The sequence below is a fragment of the Thermocaproicibacter melissae genome, from assembly GCF_024498295.1.
Taxonomy (GTDB): Bacteria; Bacillota; Clostridia; order Oscillospirales; family Acutalibacteraceae; genus Thermocaproicibacter; species Thermocaproicibacter melissae.
Genome location: NZ_CP101827.1, coordinates 843,613 through 863,008 on the forward strand (window position 1 = coordinate 843,613; position 19,396 = coordinate 863,008).

General features: G+C 47.4%; 20 protein-coding genes. 4 read left to right on the forward strand and 16 right to left on the reverse strand.

What is annotated here, in order from left to right:
- The first annotated feature begins 27 nt into the window (after positions 1 to 27).
- Complete coding sequence (locus NOG13_RS04220; protein WP_283111024.1) at positions 28 to 1,209, forward strand: GGDEF domain-containing protein; 1,182 nt, start codon at positions 28 to 30, stop codon at positions 1,207 to 1,209.
- 60 nt (positions 1,210 to 1,269) lie between these two features.
- Here NOG13_RS04220 and pyrG read toward each other — a convergent pair whose 3' ends face one another.
- Both pyrG and NOG13_RS04230 read right to left on the reverse strand, forming a co-directional pair.
- Positions 1,270 to 2,901, reverse strand: coding sequence for a CTP synthase (pyrG, locus tag NOG13_RS04225; RefSeq protein WP_283111025.1), 1,632 nt, complete (start codon positions 2,899 to 2,901; stop codon positions 1,270 to 1,272).
- 107 nt (positions 2,902 to 3,008) lie between these two features.
- Positions 3,009 to 3,809 carry a peptidylprolyl isomerase gene (locus tag NOG13_RS04230; RefSeq protein WP_283111026.1) on the reverse strand — a complete coding sequence of 267 codons (801 nt, stop codon included), beginning with the start codon at positions 3,807 to 3,809 and terminating at the stop codon, positions 3,009 to 3,011.
- Between the two features lie 172 nt (positions 3,810 to 3,981).
- Here NOG13_RS04230 and NOG13_RS04235 point away from each other — a divergent pair, with 172 nt between their 5' ends.
- The gene (locus NOG13_RS04235; protein WP_283111027.1) at positions 3,982 to 4,917 is read left to right on the forward strand and encodes a S1 RNA-binding domain-containing protein; all 936 of its coding nucleotides are present in this window, start codon (positions 3,982 to 3,984) and stop codon (positions 4,915 to 4,917) included.
- 35 nt (positions 4,918 to 4,952) lie between these two features.
- Here NOG13_RS04235 and NOG13_RS04240 read toward each other — a convergent pair whose 3' ends face one another.
- The 12 genes from NOG13_RS04240 to thyX form a co-directional block, all read right to left on the reverse strand.
- The gene (locus NOG13_RS04240) at positions 4,953 to 5,609 is read right to left on the reverse strand and encodes a hypothetical protein (protein WP_283111028.1); all 657 of its coding nucleotides are present in this window, start codon (positions 5,607 to 5,609) and stop codon (positions 4,953 to 4,955) included.
- Between the two features lie 2 nt (positions 5,610 to 5,611).
- The gene (locus NOG13_RS04245; RefSeq protein ID WP_283111029.1) at positions 5,612 to 6,631 is read right to left on the reverse strand and encodes an ATP--guanido phosphotransferase; all 1,020 of its coding nucleotides are present in this window, start codon (positions 6,629 to 6,631) and stop codon (positions 5,612 to 5,614) included.
- The gene (locus NOG13_RS04250) at positions 6,628 to 7,053 is read right to left on the reverse strand and encodes a hypothetical protein (protein WP_283111030.1); all 426 of its coding nucleotides are present in this window, start codon (positions 7,051 to 7,053) and stop codon (positions 6,628 to 6,630) included. The genes NOG13_RS04245 and NOG13_RS04250 overlap by 4 nt, the downstream gene beginning before the upstream one ends.
- A gap of 182 nt (positions 7,054 to 7,235) precedes the next feature.
- Complete coding sequence (locus NOG13_RS04255; RefSeq protein WP_283111208.1) at positions 7,236 to 7,382, reverse strand: hypothetical protein; 147 nt, start codon at positions 7,380 to 7,382, stop codon at positions 7,236 to 7,238.
- A 68-nt stretch (positions 7,383 to 7,450) separates the two neighbouring features.
- Positions 7,451 to 9,052 carry a peptidoglycan D,D-transpeptidase FtsI family protein gene (locus NOG13_RS04260; RefSeq protein ID WP_283111031.1) on the reverse strand — a complete coding sequence of 534 codons (1,602 nt, stop codon included), beginning with the start codon at positions 9,050 to 9,052 and terminating at the stop codon, positions 7,451 to 7,453.
- A 42-nt stretch (positions 9,053 to 9,094) separates the two neighbouring features.
- Positions 9,095 to 10,327, reverse strand: a complete 1,233-nt coding sequence (locus NOG13_RS04265) for a peptidase U32 family protein (RefSeq protein ID WP_283111032.1) — start codon at positions 10,325 to 10,327, stop codon at positions 9,095 to 9,097.
- Positions 10,324 to 11,571, reverse strand: coding sequence for an endolytic transglycosylase MltG (mltG, locus tag NOG13_RS04270; RefSeq protein WP_283111033.1), 1,248 nt, complete (start codon positions 11,569 to 11,571; stop codon positions 10,324 to 10,326). Before mltG ends, NOG13_RS04265 begins: the two co-directional genes overlap by 4 nt.
- A gap of 17 nt (positions 11,572 to 11,588) precedes the next feature.
- Positions 11,589 to 12,191 carry a 5-formyltetrahydrofolate cyclo-ligase gene (locus tag NOG13_RS04275; protein WP_283111034.1) on the reverse strand — a complete coding sequence of 201 codons (603 nt, stop codon included), beginning with the start codon at positions 12,189 to 12,191 and terminating at the stop codon, positions 11,589 to 11,591.
- Positions 12,182 to 12,718, reverse strand: a complete 537-nt coding sequence (locus tag NOG13_RS04280; protein WP_283111035.1) for a DJ-1 family glyoxalase III — start codon at positions 12,716 to 12,718, stop codon at positions 12,182 to 12,184. Before NOG13_RS04280 ends, NOG13_RS04275 begins: the two co-directional genes overlap by 10 nt.
- Positions 12,719 to 12,753: 35 nt before the next feature.
- Positions 12,754 to 13,632, reverse strand: a complete 879-nt coding sequence (locus tag NOG13_RS04285; RefSeq protein ID WP_283111036.1) for a GNAT family N-acetyltransferase — start codon at positions 13,630 to 13,632, stop codon at positions 12,754 to 12,756.
- Positions 13,633 to 13,643: 11 nt separating this feature from the next.
- Entirely contained in the window at positions 13,644 to 14,333 is a 690-nt protein-coding gene (locus tag NOG13_RS04290) for a dTMP kinase (protein ID WP_283111037.1), read from the reverse strand.
- Positions 14,330 to 15,103 carry an FAD-dependent thymidylate synthase gene (gene thyX, locus NOG13_RS04295; protein ID WP_283111038.1) on the reverse strand — a complete coding sequence of 258 codons (774 nt, stop codon included), beginning with the start codon at positions 15,101 to 15,103 and terminating at the stop codon, positions 14,330 to 14,332. The genes NOG13_RS04290 and thyX overlap by 4 nt, the downstream gene beginning before the upstream one ends.
- A 149-nt stretch (positions 15,104 to 15,252) precedes the next feature.
- Here thyX and NOG13_RS04300 point away from each other — a divergent pair, with 149 nt between their 5' ends.
- A complete protein-coding gene (locus NOG13_RS04300; protein WP_283111039.1) occupies positions 15,253 to 15,477 on the forward strand; it encodes a YdeI/OmpD-associated family protein in 225 nt (74 codons plus the stop codon).
- A gap of 131 nt (positions 15,478 to 15,608) precedes the next feature.
- Positions 15,609 to 16,430 (forward strand): hypothetical protein, encoded by an 822-nt coding sequence (locus NOG13_RS04305; RefSeq protein WP_283111040.1) that lies wholly within the window; start codon positions 15,609 to 15,611, stop codon positions 16,428 to 16,430.
- A gap of 41 nt (positions 16,431 to 16,471) precedes the next feature.
- Here NOG13_RS04305 and NOG13_RS04310 read toward each other — a convergent pair whose 3' ends face one another.
- Positions 16,472 to 18,880, reverse strand: coding sequence for an ATP-dependent helicase (locus NOG13_RS04310; protein WP_283111041.1), 2,409 nt, complete (start codon positions 18,878 to 18,880; stop codon positions 16,472 to 16,474).
- A gap of 88 nt (positions 18,881 to 18,968) precedes the next feature.
- Positions 18,969 to 19,277 carry an OadG family transporter subunit gene (locus tag NOG13_RS04315; protein WP_283111042.1) on the reverse strand — a complete coding sequence of 103 codons (309 nt, stop codon included), beginning with the start codon at positions 19,275 to 19,277 and terminating at the stop codon, positions 18,969 to 18,971.
- Between the last annotated feature and the right edge of the window lie 119 nt (positions 19,278 to 19,396).

A 19,396-nucleotide genomic window follows, 5' to 3' on the forward strand; every position in this document is an offset into this window, starting at 1 on the left:
CTGGCAAACTGACGGCATAGATGGATTTTGCGAAATTTTCTTGACACGGCCGCTTTTGAGCTTAAACCGCGCAATGATTTTATCAATGCAATTCGTCGCGCCATAAACGGCGATTATAAGGCCCGTTTTGTGTGCAATAACAAATCATCTTTAAAGGGAATCAGCCTTATCTACAATCAGCTCATGAGCTGCGTTGAAAATCAGATGGACGAGCTTTCGGAAAACCGGATTCTGCAGAATCAGCTGTATGAAAATGAGAAGATCTATCGTTCCGCCTTGGAGCTGACTTGCGAGCGTATTTTTGAAGCTGATTTGACGCACAACCGCCTGCTTTATGGTTTTGAAAAATATTCCGCTAATTTCCCTTATGTGAAAACAAAGATTTACGATGACATTATTTCTGCCATCGCAGCCAACTCTGTCCATCCGGAAGATACACAAGCCTTCGTGGAGACATTATCCAGAAACGGTCTGTTAAAAGCATTTCACCGTGCTCACTCCCCTGAGGTTTCCGTGGAATACCGTTTGGCGTCTCCGGATGGCCGTTGGATCTGGCATTCAGCTTCCGTCGTTTTCTTGTATTCGAGTTCACAGACCGGTCTGAAAATCATAGGGTATGTCAAAAACATTGACGAACGCAAAAAGCAAGAAATTAAAATGTTCAATGAATCCCAAAAAGACAGCTTGACCGGCCTATTCAACCGGAAAGTAACAGAAGCCTTAATTAATCAGTACCTTAGCGAAAACGGCAAAAACGTGCAGCATGCGGTCATTATGCTAGACATTGATAATTTTAAGTCAATCAACGATACGTATGGTCATTCTCAAGGAGATGCCGCTCTCATCTGTTTTTCTAAGCAACTCCAACGGCTTTTTCGTTCTTCTGATATCGTCGGGCGCGTCGGCGGCGACGAATTTCTCGTCCTTATGAAAAATATAGCGGGCAAGGATGTGCTGCTTGAGAAGCTTCGCTCCATTAGTTCTGCTTTCTGTGAAATCAAACTTGATGATGCTTCTTACCAAGTACATAGCAGCATTGGTGTGTCCCTTTACCCGAGTGACGGTACAAACTTTGCTGAACTCTTCAAAAAAGCGGACATGGCGTTATATCATTCAAAGCAAAACGGCAAAAATCAATTCTCCCTATATTCGGATTATTATGAAACCGACGGAGCCCCGAAACAGAATTCGCCAGAAAGCTCAACTTAATAGTTTATGCAGAACATGCAAAAAAGGTCCCGGGCTTTTGCCCGAGACCTTTGATTTTTCTTAGTCAAGCTTCAACTGCTCATTACTATTCTTTTTCCTGTACTCTTTTGCCGCTGCAATAAGCCCTTTGAAAAGAGGATGGGGACGATTGGGACGAGAACGAAATTCCGGATGGAACTGTGAACCCAAAAACCACATGTGGCTCGGAAGTTCCATCATTTCAACAATGCGTCCGTCCGGAGAACGACCGCTGAACACAACACCGGCCTGTTCAAATCTCTCACGGTAATCGTTATTCACCTCAAAACGGTGACGGTGGCGCTCATAAATTAGCGTTGAGCCTCCGTAGAGTTTGTAAGCTTTGGAATCAGGCAAGAGCTTGCAGGGATATTTTCCGAGACGCATGGTTCCGCCCAGCTGCTGAACATCTTTTTGTTCCGGCATCAAGTCAATTACGCAGTTTTTGCTTTGCGGATCAAATTCAGCAGAGTTTGCATCCTTCAGGCCAAGGACATTACGGGCAATTTCAACAAGAGCAAGTTGCATACCAAGGCAGATTCCGAGGAACGGAATACCGTGGACACGCGCATATTCAATTGCCTTTATCTTTCCTTCAATTCCGCGCTGACCAAATCCGCCCGGAACAAGGATACCATCGACATCAGCAAGGATTTCATCGACTGAACCGGATTCAATGTCTTCCGAATCGACCCATTTAATATTAACCTTTACGTTGTTGCCGATCCCGCCGTGGGTCAAAGCTTCCGCAACACTGAGGTAGGCATCATGCAGGTTAACGTATTTGCCAACAAGTGCGATGGTTACACTGTCAGTCAAAGACATTGCCGTATTGACCATTGAAATCCATTCAGAAAGATCCGGTCCCGGCGTGTCAAGGCCAAAACGCTTGCAGACGATATCGTCAAGACGTTCTTCCCGAAGAGCGAGCGGAACAGAATAAAGGAGGGGCAAATCAAGATTCTCAATAACGCAGTTTTCTTCGACATTGCAGAACAGAGCAATTTTCTTTTTAATATCTTCCCCTACTTCACGCTCTGAGCGAAGGACAATAATATCCGGCTGAATGCCGATTGAAAGCAGTTCCTTCACACTGTGCTGTGTCGGCTTAGATTTATGTTCGTGAGAACAACTCAAATAAGGGACAAGAGTCACATGAATGAATAAGCAATTGGAACGGCCGACCTCCGTTGCAAACTGACGAATTGCTTCGAGAAACGGCTGGCTTTCGATGTCACCGACCGTTCCGCCGACTTCGATAATTGCAACATCAACGTCTTCTTTTCCTTCATAGATGCGCTCTTTTATTTCGTTCGTAATATGCGGAATTACTTGGACGGTGCCGCCGCCGTAATCACCATTGCGCTCTTTCTGAATCACATTCCAGTAAATTCTTCCGGAAGTGACGTTGCTGTTCTGAGTGAGATTCTCATCAATAAAGCGTTCATAGTGACCAAGGTCAAGGTCAGTTTCTGCACCATCGTCGGTCACGAACACCTCGCCGTGCTGAAATGGATTCATCGTCCCCGGGTCTACATTAAGGTAAGGGTCAAACTTCTGCATCGTGATGCGAAGTCCCCGAGCCTTCAGCAGTCTGCCCAGTGAAGCTGCAGTGATGCCCTTTCCGAGTCCCGAAACAACGCCGCCGGTCACGAAAACAAATTTAGCTGACATAATGCCCACCATCCTCATTCAATCCATTCGTGTTCTCAACACACATACTGATAATTATATCGCTTTTTGTCTCATTTTGTCAAGCCATGGGGATGGTTTTCCGATAATCACTTCTTATATTTCTCAATGGTTGCTTTGTTGATGATAACCTCTTTGACGGGCTTGTTTTGGGCATCAACACGGACAGCTGCAATCTTGTCCACAGTATCCATACCTTCAAAGACCTGACCAAACACCGTATGACCCTTTCCGGCGATATTATAGTAGCCGTCAAGGTAAGGATTTCCGCCGTTCTTTTCGTAAATTTCACGGTACTCATCGGTTACTTTGTCCATATCGAGCCAAGTGCTTCCGTATTGAGTCACAAAGGAATCTACGGTCATTTTTGACTGTTTCATATACGAATATGCCTGTTCGTACTGATCCCATCCTCCAAAGGTGTCCGCACTGGCTTGGTTGATGAAGAACTGACTTCCATTTGTATTCTTCCCCGAGTTAGCCATTGCCACAGCGCCGCGGAGATTCAGCAGGTTGGAATTGAACTCGTCCTCAAAGGGCTCCTGCCAAATGCTTTCTCCGCCGGCTCCTGTTCCGGTAGGATCCCCCGTTTGAATCATGAAGTCTTCGATAACACGGTGAAACGTAACCCCGTTGTAATAGCCTTTCCGAATCAATCCTTTGAAATTCTCAACCGCCTTTGGCGCCGCCTCCGGAAAAAGGCGAATTTTTATTGTTCCCATGCTCGTTGTCAGAACTGCTATTTCCTCACCTTCTGCAGGAGCTTCGAGCTGGTAGCCGATTTTTTTGCCATCATCTTTCCTCACTGAGGAGTTAGAAGAACATGCACAGCACCCAGCAGAAATTACCACTGCAAGAATTAGGCTAAGAATGAGTTTTCTGACTTTCATAATGTAGAGGATCCTCCAGATTTCAGATTATTTGGGCTGTTCTAATTCTATAATACAAGCTGTTCGGAATCAAGCGCTTTGAAAATAATGCCAAATCATTTAATTCCCGGGAAACGAATTACCTCTCATTTTACCGCATATAGATGAAACGACGAAAAAAGGAGGGAAGGAAATGTTTGAATATTACCCGGAGGGATGGAACATTGACACACTGGAAAACCGCATGGCAACGCAGAGTTTCTCAGCACTGAACGACGCTTGCCGTGAGGGGAAAATATTGGAAGGCCGCGCTATTGTCTGTGACGGAGCTCATAATCTTATTGTAGACCTTGGTTCTATGCAAGGCATAATTCCCCGCGAAGAAGGAGCAATCGGTATTCGGGAAGGAAAAGTGCGGGATATTGCTATTATTTCTCGGGTTAACCACCCGGTCTGCTTTATTGTAACCGGCTTTGAAAAAAAGCCGGACGGCTCGCTTTGTGCGATTCTTTCTAGGCGGGCAGCTCAGGAAAAATGCCAAAAAGAGAAGATATCCAAGCTGCAGCCCGGTGATGTTATAGATGCAAGAATCACGCATTTGGAAAGCTTCGGCGCATTTGCAGATATCGGCTGTGGGATTGTGGCCCTGCTTCCAATTGACTCCATCTCCGTCTCTCGAATCGACCACCCTCGAGAGCGTTTCTCGGTGGGTATGGACATCCGCGTGGTTATAAAATCCATTGAAAACGGACGCATCACTCTTAGCCACAAGGAACTTCTTGGAACTTGGGAAGAAAACGTGGCACAGTTCAACGCAGGAGAAACCGTAGCCGGAATTATCCGCTCGGTGGAGCCTTACGGCGTCTTTGTGGAACTGACACCGAATCTTGCCGGCCTTGCGGAAACGAAGGACGATGTATCACCCGGCCAGCAGGCAAGCGTCTACATAAAGAGTATCCTTCCGGCAAGGATGAAAGTGAAGCTCGTTATTATTGATACCTTTGATTTTTCCTACCGGCCCTCTCCTCCGAAATACTTCTTCACGGGAGACCATATGGACCGATTTGTGTATTCTCCGGAAGGATGTGAAAAGGAAATTGTCACAGATTTCAGAACGACTTCAACATAAAAACAGCGCGGGCCTCTCCTTTTGGAGGGGTCCGTTTATTTTTTGGCGTATCTTGCCTGAAGTGTCGCGATACAACGGTCCAGCGAATCGCGAAACTCGGAGTTAAAGCAGATTTTTCCGGATGAATCCCGATATTTCACGGTTTTGTAATATGGACTGCGCTTTTGCTCTGTGAGAAAATCTAGGGCCTCCTGAACTCTTCCCAATCGGACAAGGACATCCGAAATTTCAATGATATAGTCGATGCGATACGGCTCCAAGCGATGCGCTTGATTATAAGCCGCACACGCTTTCTGATACTGGTGCATACCTGCATAAGCACTGCCGAGGAGAGAGAATATCTCAGCCCTGCTGCGCGCCGCAAGGTCAACCTTGATTCCACGCTTTTCAACTATTCCCTTAGGAAGTGCATCCCAACCCTCGGAAGCAAGATATGCTTCCGCGCTGGCTACAATTTTCTCGCCATACTGCTGCCCCAGCCAACTGTATATCTTTGTTTTCAGATAGAGTTTTTCCGGCGTCTGTGGAGTTCCTTCGCAAAGCTCTGCCGCCCGGAGCAGCAAACTGTCGTCATCCGGTAATTGCTGCCGCAAAAGTTTTGCCTTCTCATCTTCTGCAGCATTGTGCGGAACAGACTCCCCAAGCAGCGCAAGAATCGACGCTGCAAGGCTTACATCATGCGCCACGCTCATCTTTACCCCTCCGCATGGGCAAAAAATTCTCGGACAATCTGCGCACGCATGGCCTTTTCTTCATTTTCGGTAAGGCCCATTCCCGCTTGCAAGACCAAATTGGCAGGATGTAGCCGCATGGTGAGCGCGTCAATATCCGCCACGCTCAAATTTTCCTCGAACCCTTCCGCGATCCCGAGTCGAACGATGGAAGCCAAATCCAAAAATTCATGATAATCAAGCAAACGAGCAGTGTGGAAAATCCCTATGGCACGTCCAATCATATCCTGAACCGATATATTAGAAATCAGTTTCTTGCGTGCATCATATTCCTGAGCAATAATCTGTTTTGCGATTCCGTTCAGATTGTCGATTGCTTCCTGTTCCATAATACCGAGGGTCATTCGATTGGACAAGCGGTAAACAGACCCATGGGGGTGTAGGGCTGAGCTCAAAGTAATGCCGAGCATGCTCAGATTTGCAGCAATTCTGGTGGCAGCACCGGTATCTTTGAGTGCGGGAAGATGAAGGTCCAGACATACAATCATTCCCGTGCCTAAAAGTGCCGGATTGCTAGTTAAATAGCCAAGTCTGTCATGAAACGCGAAACAAAGTGTTTTATTCAAAATTGTGTCGAGCTGGTCGGCATCCGCGTACGCCTTTTCCAGCGACAAACCTGGGGAGCGCACCTGTATGAGAACGTGGTCTTCCCCATTCACCATGATGGTCTGCGATTCATCCTCAGAAACAAGTGCAAACCGCCCTTCTCGGTCATCTGCAAAATCTGCCTTAATGACGCCTCTTTCCGCCAGTGCAACTGCTTCTGCCGTTTTTAATTCTGGAAGATTTTCCAGAATAAAGGTGTGGGAAAACAAACGACTTTCGTTTTCCGCGGCATAGAGCAATTTCTGCACAACCGCCTGTTTTCCCATCGTATTCAGTTTCGCCGGAAATGGAATCCCACTGATATTTCTGGAAAGCCAAACACAGGAGGAAATGACTACGTTCTGCTCCGGCCCCTGCGTTTCATACCATTTTTTCATTGATCTTCGTCCCCTATTTGCGGCCCGGATCCGCGAACAGCCAGTTCTCCGGCGCCCGTTGTCGATGAAAGCATACCGCCAGGAGTTTTTCCGCGGTGGAGATCGCTTCCGTGAATCTGTCGAATCATGGGAAGCAGGCGATTGGCAAAAATTTTGTAACACTCTTCACAACCGACTCTGCCGCTCCGTACAATGCTGCTGAACGTTGAACCGCAGCAGCTACACCTGACTTCATCATTCTCCGTATCGGCGAAAAATTCATGAACAATATCACTAATCCGATATCCAAGGCCCGTGAACAGATTGCCGCAGCCAAGCTGACTGGCGCAGTCCGCACATAGCTCTAAACTTGTTATCTTTCCGTTGTGCACAATTTTAATATAAGTAGAAGCGGGCTTCTTGCCGCAGCATCTGCAAAGCATATCCGTTCCTCCTTTTTCTTTTTATTATACCACACTTCTTGCCGAAAGGTTTCTAGAATTCCTTTCTTTCCGGCCGCAAGTCCTACTGTCCCGCTAGCAAAATTTGCAGGCAAAGCTTTTTTAACCTGTAACATCCTTTATCCAACTACAATATTATGTACTGTAAAACCGAAAGGGGGAAATCATTTATGTGCAACAATTGCGGATTCGGTGGCAACAATTGTGTTTGGATCATCATCCTTATTCTTATCCTGTGCTGCTGCTGCGGCGGTAGCGGATTCTGCGGTGGCGGCTGCGGCTGCGGTAACGACGGCTGCGGATGCTAACACAAAAAAAGGCTGCGGCAATAGCCGCAGCCTATTCCATACATAATTCCGGATTTGCCGATCTGTTTCTTTCAGCTGACATAACCATATAACCCATCTGCTATTTCTTGAAAAACAGGCCCACACGTCTGGCCGCCGCCTTCTCCACCTTCCGAGAAAACGGCAATGACAAATTTTGGGTTCTCATAAGGGTAGAATCCGACAAACCAACACTCGTTCAGTTCCTTACCGTCGATATACTTTCCTGTCTGCGCGGTTGCTGTTTTTGCGCCCGCTGTGCCATATTTAGGCTTGCCTTTTCGGCTTGTTCCCGAATCAATTGAAGCCTTCATAAAGCTTTTTAGAAGGGAAGCTGTCTTCTCAGACATGACTCGTACGCCGGTCTTCGTTTGCGCTTTCTCTGTGAAATGAAGGTTTTCATCAACGATCCCTTCATACAGATATGGCTGCAAGTAAACACCGCCGTTCGCTATCGTATTCACCAGAGCTGCCGCTTGAAGCGGAGTAACCGTCAGTTCTCCCTGACCGAAGGAAAAGTTTGCAAGAGCACGCGGAATCTTCAGCGAATTCAGAGCAGGAAGCGTTCCCGCGCTGTTTTCAATTCCGGGAGCAATTTCATAAGAGCTTCCGAAACCGAGAGATTTCGCCATGTTATAGAAATTTGCCTGCGGAACGCCTTGCATCAGCTTAACAAAATAGGTATTGCAGGAATTAGCAATTGCTTGCTGCATATTTTCGGCACCATGCTTTTCACCTTCAAAGCAATGAAAAGCCTGCCCGTCTACATCAATGGAGCCGGTGCAGTTATAAGAGGTATCGGGCGAAACACCGTATTCCAATGCAGAAGCCGCTGATACAAGTTTGAACACCGAACCCAAACTGTATGCGGAAAGGGTGCGGTTCAACAGCGGAGAATCCTCCTTATTTAGAACTGACGCAACATCAGTCTGAGAAAAGGTAGGTCGGCTCACCATGGCGAGAATCTTTCCGGTCTGCACCTCAAGAATAACAACGGCGCCTTTTTTGAGGTGGGAAGTAGCAGATTTTTCTGCCACTTCTTGAATAGACTTATCGAGCGTAAGCACAACGCCTTTTTTCCGGCTTTTTGAATTATTTTCAACTTTTTTGCCTGTACCTGCCAGGATACGTCCCAACGCATCGGTCTGGTAGGAAATCTTAATATCCCCCTTAGCGGAAGAAAGAAGGTTGTCAAATGATTTTTCGATTCCGGCGGCTCCTTTTCCGGAACCGTCGAGATAGCCAAGGACATGGGCTGCCGGACAATCTTCCGCATAGCGCTCATGTTCCGGAAAGACATCAATGTTGGGGGCTGAAACATTGGAGGGTAGCATTAAAGTAAACGGCTTTCCTTTGCTTAACAAGAATTGGATGGAGGACATTTCTGAAGCAGAGCAAACGCGAGAGAGTGCTGCGGCCGCTTCGCCGCTCGGAACAACCGAGGCAGGATAAATTGCTTTTCCAATTCCAGTGAGCGGATCAAGATTTCGGTCATAGATTGTTCCACGCGCTGACGACACCGTTAGCGTATAGGTATGCTGTTCCGCCGCCGCTTCAGCCAACCAATCTCCATTGGAAATCTGCCAAATGCCAAGAACAATTACAAAGGCCGCTGATACAAACAGACCAAACAACACAGTCGTGCGTTTATACATCAAAATCCCTCCGTTAGGCTATTGTGCCAAACGGAGGGATTTTTAACCGTCAATTTTCTTTCGCAAGATTGCACCGACACCGATTTCTCGGTCTGTTGGTACAAGAACTGTCATTTCTGCATGGTTTGCACTTGTCAGCGGATTGCCATTTTCGTCATAAATCTCATTCATTGGAAGAAGATACGGTTCTTTTCCTGGTTCCAAAACATCTGCCACATCACCCGGGAAAAAGCGGTTGCGCTGAGACAAAACAGCGTACCCGTCACGCATACCTGTACAGATAGCGATTACTTCCCAGCCTCGTTCATATCCGCCGGTTTCGTACACCTGGCCGGGTGTGCCGCCGAGGCAGAAACCTGTGCTATATTTTCGGTGGCTAATCTTATTGAGTTCCTCACGAATCCACGCAGGCAGCGGCGAATCCGGATGTTCCGCATACCAATCAAGCGCACAGCGGTAAGCATTCGTCGTTACCGCAGCATAGTATGCGGATTTCGCACGCCCTTCGATTTTCAGGCTGGTTACCCCGGCGCGTATGAGCTGAGGCAATTCTTCAATCAGGCACAAGTCTCTGGAGTTGAGAATATAGGTACCGCCGTCTTCCTCGCCGATTGGAAGATATACCCCCGGTCTTTTTTCTTCCATCAGCGCGTATTTCCAGCGGCATGGCTGGGCACAGTCTCCACGGTTTGCATCGCGCCCCGTAAAAAACTCAGAGAGAAGACATCTTCCCGAAAACGAGACGCACATGGCGCCGTGAACAAAAACTTCAAGCTCAAGTTCTTTTGAAGTCTTTGCGCGGATTTCCGCTATGTCCTCTAGACTCAGTTCACGGGCAAGAACAACCCGTTTTGCACCAAGTTCGTAAAAACTCTGAGCAGCAGCCCAGTTTGTTACGCCCGCCTGTGTTGAAATATGGATTTCTACATCAGGAATCAGCTTCTTCGCAAGGGCGAGTACCCCCATATCAGCAACGATTACTGCGTCTACTCCGGCATCGCGTATGCTCCGCAGAAAATCCGGTAAATGAGGTAGATCGGAGTTCCGCATGATATTGTTACAGGTCAGGTAAACACGTACATGATTGCTGTGTGCATACTCCACCGCTTGGGCCAGTTCTTCCGGCCCGAAATTCGGCGAAGAAGCCCGCATGCCATATTCTTTTCCCGCAAGATATACAGCGTCTGCGCCGAATTTCACCGCATTCATCAGGCGCTCCATATCTCCTGCAGGAGCCAGTAATTCCGGCCCTATTCTATTTGTTCTCTGTGTCATTTTATTCCGGCCTTTTTCAGATTTGCCTGATGCTGTGACAGCGTTTTGGCAAGATAAAGTTTATTCTTTTTATCATAGCAAAAATAATAGTAGGAAGATTCGGAAGGATTCAGAGCCGCATCAATGGCATCGGAACCCGGGTTGCAGATCGCTCCTGCCGGCAGGCCGACAACATTGTAAGTATCGTACTTACTCTGGTAATTCTCACCCAAACTCGCCGGAACCTGTTTTTTCGTACGGTAAGGGTAAAATACCGTCGGGTCTGAACCAAGGTGCTTGAGGGCCGGATCCTTACTTTTCAGTCGATTATGGAATACCGCCGAGATATCGTACATATCCTCTGTGGTAGCAGCCTCGGCCTGAATCAAAGACGCCAAGGTAAGCATTTGGTCAATTGTCAGATTTTCGGAAGCTGCTTTTTCCCGAATCTGTTTCGTCAGTTTCCGGTTGCAATTTGAAACCATCTTTTTTACAACGTTTATGGGGTCATCATTCTTAAAGAATTCGTAAGTATCCGGGAAAAGATAGCCTTCGAGCCTGTAATATTTGTCAGAATTCTTTGGAATTTCCGCAAGCATATCATAATCACTGTCAAGTTCTGTGGTGTTGAAGGCTTTCAGAGCATCCTCCGCAGAGCAGACACCGTTTTTCTCAAGTTTATCTGCGATTTCCAAGGCATTGAGTCCTTCAGAGAATGTAATCTTCACTGTGTCAACACGCTTTGTGGGTGACTGAATGGAGTTAATCAGCGCCTCATAATCCATATTCGTCGTAATCTGGTATGAACCTCCACTGTATGTGGACGGAGCTTTTGTCAGCTTAGAATAAAGCTTAAAGAAAGTCATATCATTGATTGCCCCAGCCTTATATAAAAGCTGCGCCACTTCGGACGAAGTTGCGTTTTTAGGCACTTCTATTGTGACGTTGACCGCATCCCTGCCAACGGCGAGCATATCATTAACACCGAAAACGAGATACTTTCCCGCGAGAAGGGAAAATATCATCACAAAGCAGAACCACATCATACGGAAAAAAGACCTATTCTTTTTGGCTTTTTCCGCATCGCGCAGCTGATGTGCCATTTGAGCTCGGTCATTAATGCGTTCATGAAGTTTTTCCGCTTCTGCAGGATCGCTGTAACTATGAATTACCGAATCATCGTCGATTTCGTCATCATCAATGTGGATGTGGAAATTCTGAATCTTTTTTTGACGCTCGTTTTCAAAATCCTGCCTGTCATTCATACGCATCCTCCTGTACATTAGCGCCGCGGCGAGCCGTGGGCGATTCTGCGAATAAATTTTTCCGTAATTAGTACATCGACCGGGCGATCATAATAACCGTGAGGAAGGTTCCACCGGATGCATCCGGAATAGCACAGGCCCACAGTAAATCCGCGGAATCCTGAGAGAAACCTGTCGTAATACCCTTTTCCGTAACCTAACCGATATCCCTTTGAATCGAAGCAAAGCCCGGGAACAACGCAGAATGCGTTTTTCGCTTCACGAACCGGAGGACATTTCCCCGGAATCGGCTCAAGGACGCCGTAAGTTCCGCGTTCCAAATCATCTAGGGATGATATCTCAAGAAACTCCATGCTGGTTGTTTCCGGCAGGCAGCGCGGAACCGCAACAACTTTCCCTTCTCTGAGTGCCGTATGAATCAGCGCAATAGTGTCCGTTTCCTCGGCTTTGCTAACATACGTATAAACAACATCTGCCTGCTCATATTCCCGAAGGGAAAGAACTTTTTTTAAGATTGCACGATCCAGAACACTCTTCGTCTCAGCAGAAAGGCTTCTGCGGAACTCTCGGTTCTGCTGCCGGAGTTCCATCTTCTTCTCTTTGATATTTCTTATATACATTGAATACTTTTCCTAATTTCCTCCGATTTTTTGTCGCCGAAAACTGCGGCTGTCAATGCCAAGGCAAACTCTATTGCAACGCCTGCACCGCGTGCCGTGATGACATTCTGACTGACGCAGACCGGATCTTGTAGAACCGTGGCACCCTCTAGTTCCGCCTCAAAGCCAGGGAAACATACGGCTTTTTTCCCGCGAAGAATACCCAAGTGGCCAAGGACGGAGGGTGCGGCGCAGATAGCACCGATCAGTTTTTTGTTTTTCTCGCAATACAGCAAAGCGTCACGCACCACAGCGGATTTTTCATGATTTGACGTTCCAGGGCCCCCAGGGAGAATCACCATGTCCATATTGTCAAAGGAAACGTCGCTTTCTAATAAATCAGCCATAACCGAAACACCATGTGCTCCGGTTACCACGCGGCCACTCTCTCCTACCGTTTTCAAATCTGCACCGGCGCGCCGAAGAATATCAATGGGAGCCAGTGCCTCCACTTCCTCGAATCTATCCTCAAGAAAAAGATAAATCATTACGAGCCCTCCCTTTGCATATTTATAAAAACAATTCAATCCATGCATAGTCCCAGATATGGGTTGCAGGGATTTATTTCTTCTATCGTTCTGCCGCCAAGCGGCTTTATCATTCCGAATTCACAGATGTCGCCCTGTCCCGGGAAACACAAATCATCTACCGGAAGGCGAAACCTGTACTTTGATGCAGGTGATTCCTTGAGGATGGCAGCGGCAAGCTGCGGCAACATTCCGTCCGCCGCAAATGCCTCTAACACCTCGCAGAAGTCATTTTCTAAACTGCACAATGCATATGCTTTTCCTTGCCCACCGGATGCACAAACCAACTTGTCGCCGTAAGATTTGCTCATGGCGGTTGTAAGGGCAAACATCCGGTCACTCCAGAGAAGCGAACCGTTTGCCTTTGCAAGGCGGTTTCTTCGCAAGCGATTCAAGTCATGAATCCCCGGAAGCGTTTTTCCGAGGCAAACATTCGCTCCTGCTAATCTTTGAAGTTCCTTCGCGGAAAGCTCAACATACTTTACACGATAAAAATCGGCATATCCATTGGATTGATAGAATTTGCTGAGGCTTCTTTCCGAGGGTAGCAGGACGGAACAGTAATCTCCCCTTTTTGCGCCTACCAGAGCCGCATAAGCCAAAAGCGATGACATATATCCGCGGGAACGGTATCTTTTAGCAGTTGCGGCGGCAAAAATGTAATGGGCCTGAACTGTTTTACCGTCCCATAAAACAGACGCCGGAAGAAGATAAACGACAGAGGCAATTTCTGTACCGATTTTATAAACGAGGCAGTCGTGCGGTGAAAAAAGATTGTTCAGGAAAAAATCCGGAATCCTTTTGGAATCTTCAAACGCTTCCTGCCAAAGTGCAGAGAGTTCCCGCCTCATATTCCATTGTGCGAATTCAATCATGTTGACATCCCTTATTCAGAAACCTGCTTATCCTTGTCAAGTACTGCCATAACAGTTTTCAGAATATCTTCATGAATGGATTCAATGCTTCTGAGAGCGCCTTGCTCGGAGCAAGGTATTACACTCCACCCAAGTTTCTCCGCTGCATAATGCGCGCTTTCCCTGCAAGCCTCCAGATATGGGCGGTTTTGCTCATGAATGTCGCGTTTTCCGCCGTTTGCATGGTAGCGCTTATCAAGAAGCTTCTGGGAAAGCTCCTGCGGCATATCCAGAAATACCGTAAGGTCAGGCTTGGGAATTCCCAGCTTACCGTATTCAAAATCCAGGAGCCAGGCGAGGTAGTCATCCCACTCGCTGCGCGGAAGCTTTGGAAGCTGATAAGTCAGGTTGGAAGTTGTGTAGCGGTCTGTGAGAATCACGGTACCACTCTGATAATCTTTTTGCCAAATTTTTTTAAAGCTAGCAAAGCGGTCAACCGCAAAAAGCGTTGCTGCTGCGTACGCATTCACGTCACCGGGGTCGCTGCCGAATTCTCCGCCGAGGTACATGCGGACCGGCGCAGAAAAAGGCTGATCGTATGCAGGAAATTTAACTCTGCGGCATAAAATATTCTTAGCATGAAACGCTTCTTCCAGCAGACCCATCTGGGTAGTTTTCCCACTGCCGTCCAATCCTTCGACGACAATCAGTTTCCCGCTCATTGTTCGGCACCCAGGTTCCGGTAGAACTCGCGCATTTCGGCTGCTCTTCCGCAAGTCATTTTCCCCTCTGGGCACGCACCGCGGACACAGCCCGGGCCGGCCATGGCAAAGATGTCCGGTGCAATCGGTTTTACGAGCTTCAGCATCATCTGGGCAACTTCCCGAATTTCCCACTGGGCGCGGTTGCAGCAGCGCAGAGAGAAAAAGTGCAGAAGTTCGCGTGCGTTAAACGTGCAAATCATCTTTGTTTCGCAGGCATTCGGAAGGACAAAGCGCGCATCCTCATTTGCCATTTTTTCGGCCGCTTTTGCCGCCTCTTTTTCATTCTTCCCGGATTTCAGCAGTTCCTGCTTATGCTTTTCCTTTAAAAGCTCGGAAATTTTTTCATAATGCCGTTTGTCTTCTTCCATGGCCTTCAAAAATTCCGCTTTTGCCTCCGGAACTTTTTCAATCTCCGGCGGAATCACATATTCAAAATTCGTTTCATTCACATAGCGCTGGCTCTTCACGCTGTAAGAAGCAAGCCTATGCCGTGTAATCTGAGCAAGAAAAGCGCGTGAAACGCCTTCAATTCCAAAGGTGAACGACGCATGCTCAATGGTACTGTTGTGCCCAAGTTCCGAAATCATACTGACAAAGGAAGCAGTTTTTTCCGGAGTCAGTCCCTGTTCTATTTTTTCTATTCCCGCGGCGGAGTAGCAAAGCTTTGCAGCCGATGCGATAACTTTCTCCGGTTCGGGTGTATATGCCAGCAAAGTGACTTTCGGCATGAAAATCCGTCCTTTTCCATCTAATCTTATTTATTATATCAAAGGCTCTGCTCTGTTTCAACTTTAGTTTTCGGATTGCCAAAAGCATCGTGGAAATACTAAAAGCTGCAAACGCACAGGAAATGATGAAAGGAAAAAGGAGGAAAATCATGATGGATGACAAGAAGAAAAGCGGAGCGGAATTACCAATTGGCCTTATGATGTCGCTTGCCATGAATCCAGACGCGATGAAAAACTTCAGCCAGCTGGACGATGAAAAGCAGTCTTCCGTGATTCGATATATTGAAAGCGCAAACACCGGTGACGAGGCTCGTACGCGTATCGGCAACGCTGTGGATGAACTCAGCAAGGGAAACATTCAATTTTTCGGCTGATGCATTTTTCGTCTCTGGTGCACCACGGAGCACGTTTTTTATTCATAGGGAATTCTGTAACACAATGAAACCGAAGCCATAAAATGGTATAGAGAAATAAGTTTCATGAAACGCGTCAGGAGGATGATCTTATGGATAAAAACAGCGCCGGGGGCACTTTCCCGACGGAAGCAAATCTAGGGAATATTAAAGAAGCCGTTTGCATAGATGCCATGCGCGTCTATGATTCCTGCAGCGCAAAAGAGTATTTGGAAGACAGAAGAGTATATTTTACTCCCGACAAGCACGAGCTGATCGAACAGGCTACAAACGTGCGGATCCGCGGTGCAGAAGTGATTAAAGTATTCATACATCTGGAACCTGTTCCGTTCAACCAAGGTTTTTACGCCGTGGATTTGAATTTCTTCCTGGATGTATGCCTTGACGTGTTCACACCGCAGACCCCGTGCCCGACAATCGTCCACGGTGTTTGCACAGCCAACAAACGTGTCATCCTTTTTGGCAGTGACGGGAATGTGAAAACATTTGTTTCCGGCAGCAACTCGGAAGAACCGGACATTGAAATGTCTACCGGCAAAGTACTGCCGAAAGCAGTATGCATGGTATCCGAACCGATTGGCCTCTCTGCGAAAATCTGCGACAGGCCTCCGCAGGGAAGTGACATCTGCGGCAGAATTCCGGACAGCATCGCATCGCTCTACGGAACAGACTTCGACTATGGCAGCACTCATGCTGTTTACGCAACCATCGGTCTGTTCACCATTGTTCAGCTAGTCAGAACAATTCCGATGTTGGTACCCACCTACGAATTCTGCGTACCGGAAAAAGAGTGCCCTACAACTTCGGACGGACCTCGCGAAATGTTCCGCAGAATCGAGTTCCCGACGGATGATTTCTTCCCACCGGACATTTCAGAAAGCACCTCAAGAAGTGAAGAAAACAACAACAGCTAAAAAAGAACCCCTCCCGAAAAGCGGGCGGGGTTCTTTTCCTGTTATCTTTTTTCGAGACGTGCAAAATTCGCCATAAGCTTTTTCTTGCCGACGCGCTCAAAAGAAATTTCAAGTAAGGTGTCATTTCCCATCGGAGAAGCGGAAAGGACGGTTCCAAGGCCAAATGTTTTGTGGAACACTTTATCCCCTTTCTGGAACGAAACAGAAGATTTTGGCTGCGGTGTAGATGCTGCAGGAGGAAACCCAAAACTCTTCGGCTGCGCCGCAGATGGAAACACAGAGTGGCTTGACGAGCCGAAAGAGGTGAAAGAGTTCGACCCCAACCCGTAAGTGTGAAGCCTATCCGAGGTTCGGAATTCGACTATCTCCTTCGGGATTTCATCCAGAAAACGCGACGGCCGGTTGCTCTGTGTGCTGCCGAACAGCATGCGGCGCAAAGCGTTCACTATGTGCAGTTCCTCTTTTGCGCGGGTTATAGCAACGTAAGCCAGGCGGCGTTCTTCTTCTACCTGTGATGGATTGAACATGACCTGCATGCCTGGGAAAATTCCCTCTTCAAACCCCGGAAGGAACACCACAGGGAACTCAAGTCCTTTTGCCGAGTGCATTGTCATCATGACAACACTATCAGCAGTCTCATCATAATTATCAATATCCGTCAGGAGCTGCACTTCCGCAAGGTAATCTTCCAAGGTAGCATCTTCTCCGTTTTCTTCACTGAAGCGAATCAGATGAGAAGTCAGCTCGTTTACATTGTCAATGCGGTCTTGCGCGTCTTCTTCGCCGGAGGCAGCAAGAGCCTCGATGTAACCCGTTTTTTCGAGAAGCAACCCATAAATTTCGGCAAGGCTTTTGTCCCCTTCTGCCGCTGCATCGGAAAGTTCCCGAATCATGTTTGCAAATGCCATCAACTTTTGAGAAGAACGCTTCAGTGGCTCATATTCATCTGCATGCTCAAGAACATAGAACAGAGGTTCCCCTATGCCGGATGCGATTTGCTGTGCCGTAGCAACGGTCTTTTCGCCAATCGCGCGCTTTGGGCTGTTGATAATCCGAAGCAGACGAGCCTCGTCGTTCGGGTTGCTGATTACACTAAGGTAAGCAATCATGTCCCGAATTTCCTTGCGGTCGAAGAAGCGGTGCCCGCCCAGAACGCGGTGCGGAATCGAAGACTTCGTAAAAACACGTTCTAATGTGTTCGATTGAGAATTCATGCGATAGAGGACTGCATAGTCGGAAAACTTTCTACCCTTTGCCACACCTTCGAGAATTGTGTCCGCTATGTAGCTTGCTTCCTCTTCTTCGCTAGCAGCAGTATAGGCATCGATTTTCTTGCCCTGATCATTCTTCGTCCAAAGGGTTTTCCCCTTGCGGTTTTCATTATTCGCTATAACGGCATTAGCCGCGTTCAGGATTGTCTTTGTGGAACGGTAGTTCTGTTCCAGACGAATAACGGTCGCTGAGGGAAACGTTTTTTCAAAGCTGAGAATGTTTTCAATCGTTGCGCCGCGGAACTGGTAGATACTCTGGTCATCATCACCCACAACGCAGAGGTTTCCGCTTTCACCTGTCAGTAAACGTACAAGCTCGTACTGAGCATGGCTCGTATCCTGATATTCGTCAACCATGATATAGCGGAAACGTCTATGATAATAATCCAGAACCTCCGGTTCAGCGCGGAAAAGTTCTATGGTCTTCATGATAAGGTCGTCAAAATCCATTGCGTCCGCGTCTTTCAGGCGTTTCTGATACATGCGGTAGAGTTCGCCGATTTTAGCGAGACGCGGATCTCTGCCTGCCGATTTGTAGTATTCATCCGGGCCAATCAGGTTGTCTTTGGCATGGGAAATCTCAGACATGATTGTTTTATAAGATATTTTTTTATCGTCAATATTCAGAGTCTTCTGACATTCTTTAATCAGTCGCTTGGAGTCGTCCGTATCGTAGATGGTAAAATGCTTCGAGTAGCCAATCTTGTCTCCGTCACGGCGAAGCATACGGGCGCAGGTTGCGTGAAACGTCGAGGCCCAAATCTGCTCGCCATCGTCGGAACCCAACATGGCGGAAAGGCGTTCTTTCAACTCGTTCGCCGCTTTATTGGTGAACGTAATCGCGAGAATACGCCATGGCTCACAAGGATCAACTGCAAAATAGGAGCGAAGCCGATCCGGAATCGGTTTTTTCTGTGTAAGATAAGATTCCGCTTCCTCAGCCACCTCATCCGTAATGCGGGAAACATCATTGCTGTGATAGGCATTGCCATACCGCACAATGTTTGCCGCACGGTTGACCAAAACTGTGGTCTTGCCGCTTCCGGCGCCTGCAAGGATTAAAAGCGGGCCGTTCACATGAAAGACCGCTTCCTTTTGTTTGTCATTCATTCGCTGAAAGTCCTGTTCCAGAACTCTACGGCGCAGTTCCAGTAATTTCTTTTCATTCCATGCTGCCATACGTACACCGCCAAAGCATTAAAAGATTTCTTTGCAAAAAAACACCCCGCGGGCGGCGGGGCGGCCTTCTTCGTTTGCCCTACTTTTATTAAAACGGGCGTGTATTTTCTAAAAGCCCGGCCATTTGCCAGACGTTGCGGCTATTTGCCGAGGAACGCCGTACCTTGCGTACCTGCGCTCCGGGATAGAGGTATGCAATCGCTGCCGAAATCGCTGCTACAATTTCCGGTGGGACTTCGTTTTCTGAAGTCTGAATTTTATCGTTTTCGGAGCGCTCTTTGGAAAGAAGACGTTCTTCCAAAGCGTGAATTTCGTTATTGTTTGCTTTTATGCTGTATAACAGAATCAAAAACGCTAAAACAGCGGCTACAATGCAGCCTATCGTAAAACTATCCAAGTCACAAAGCCCCCAATCATGTCTTTATATTATAAACGTCCGCGTCCATGATTTCAAGAATTCGGGAGCTTTTTGTTTTTTCCTTGCATCGGAGATTCTGTTTTATTATAATAAGCATG

Coding starts and splice junctions, on each gene's coding strand:
- pyrG (WP_283111025.1), bottom strand. CDS start 2,901: ATGTCAGCTAAATTTGTTTTCGTGACCGGCGGCGTTGTTTCGGGACTC.
- NOG13_RS04230 (WP_283111026.1), bottom strand. CDS start 3,809: ATGAAAGTCAGAAAACTCATTCTTAGCCTAATTCTTGCAGTGGTAATT.
- NOG13_RS04235 (WP_283111027.1), top strand. CDS start 3,982: ATGTTTGAATATTACCCGGAGGGATGGAACATTGACACACTGGAAAAC.
- NOG13_RS04240 (WP_283111028.1), bottom strand. CDS start 5,609: ATGAGCGTGGCGCATGATGTAAGCCTTGCAGCGTCGATTCTTGCGCTG.
- NOG13_RS04245 (WP_283111029.1), bottom strand. CDS start 6,631: ATGAAAAAATGGTATGAAACGCAGGGGCCGGAGCAGAACGTAGTCATT.
- NOG13_RS04250 (WP_283111030.1), bottom strand. CDS start 7,053: ATGCTTTGCAGATGCTGCGGCAAGAAGCCCGCTTCTACTTATATTAAA.
- NOG13_RS04260 (WP_283111031.1), bottom strand. CDS start 9,052: ATGTATAAACGCACGACTGTGTTGTTTGGTCTGTTTGTATCAGCGGCC.
- NOG13_RS04265 (WP_283111032.1), bottom strand. CDS start 10,327: ATGACACAGAGAACAAATAGAATAGGGCCGGAATTACTGGCTCCTGCA.
- mltG (WP_283111033.1), bottom strand. CDS start 11,571: ATGAATGACAGGCAGGATTTTGAAAACGAGCGTCAAAAAAAGATTCAG.
- NOG13_RS04275 (WP_283111034.1), bottom strand. CDS start 12,191: ATGTATATAAGAAATATCAAAGAGAAGAAGATGGAACTCCGGCAGCAG.
- NOG13_RS04280 (WP_283111035.1), bottom strand. CDS start 12,718: ATGATTTATCTTTTTCTTGAGGATAGATTCGAGGAAGTGGAGGCACTG.
- NOG13_RS04285 (WP_283111036.1), bottom strand. CDS start 13,632: ATGATTGAATTCGCACAATGGAATATGAGGCGGGAACTCTCTGCACTT.
- NOG13_RS04290 (WP_283111037.1), bottom strand. CDS start 14,333: ATGAGCGGGAAACTGATTGTCGTCGAAGGATTGGACGGCAGTGGGAAA.
- thyX (WP_283111038.1), bottom strand. CDS start 15,103: ATGCCGAAAGTCACTTTGCTGGCATATACACCCGAACCGGAGAAAGTT.
- NOG13_RS04300 (WP_283111039.1), top strand. CDS start 15,253: ATGATGGATGACAAGAAGAAAAGCGGAGCGGAATTACCAATTGGCCTT.
- NOG13_RS04305 (WP_283111040.1), top strand. CDS start 15,609: ATGGATAAAAACAGCGCCGGGGGCACTTTCCCGACGGAAGCAAATCTA.
- NOG13_RS04310 (WP_283111041.1), bottom strand. CDS start 18,880: ATGGCAGCATGGAATGAAAAGAAATTACTGGAACTGCGCCGTAGAGTT.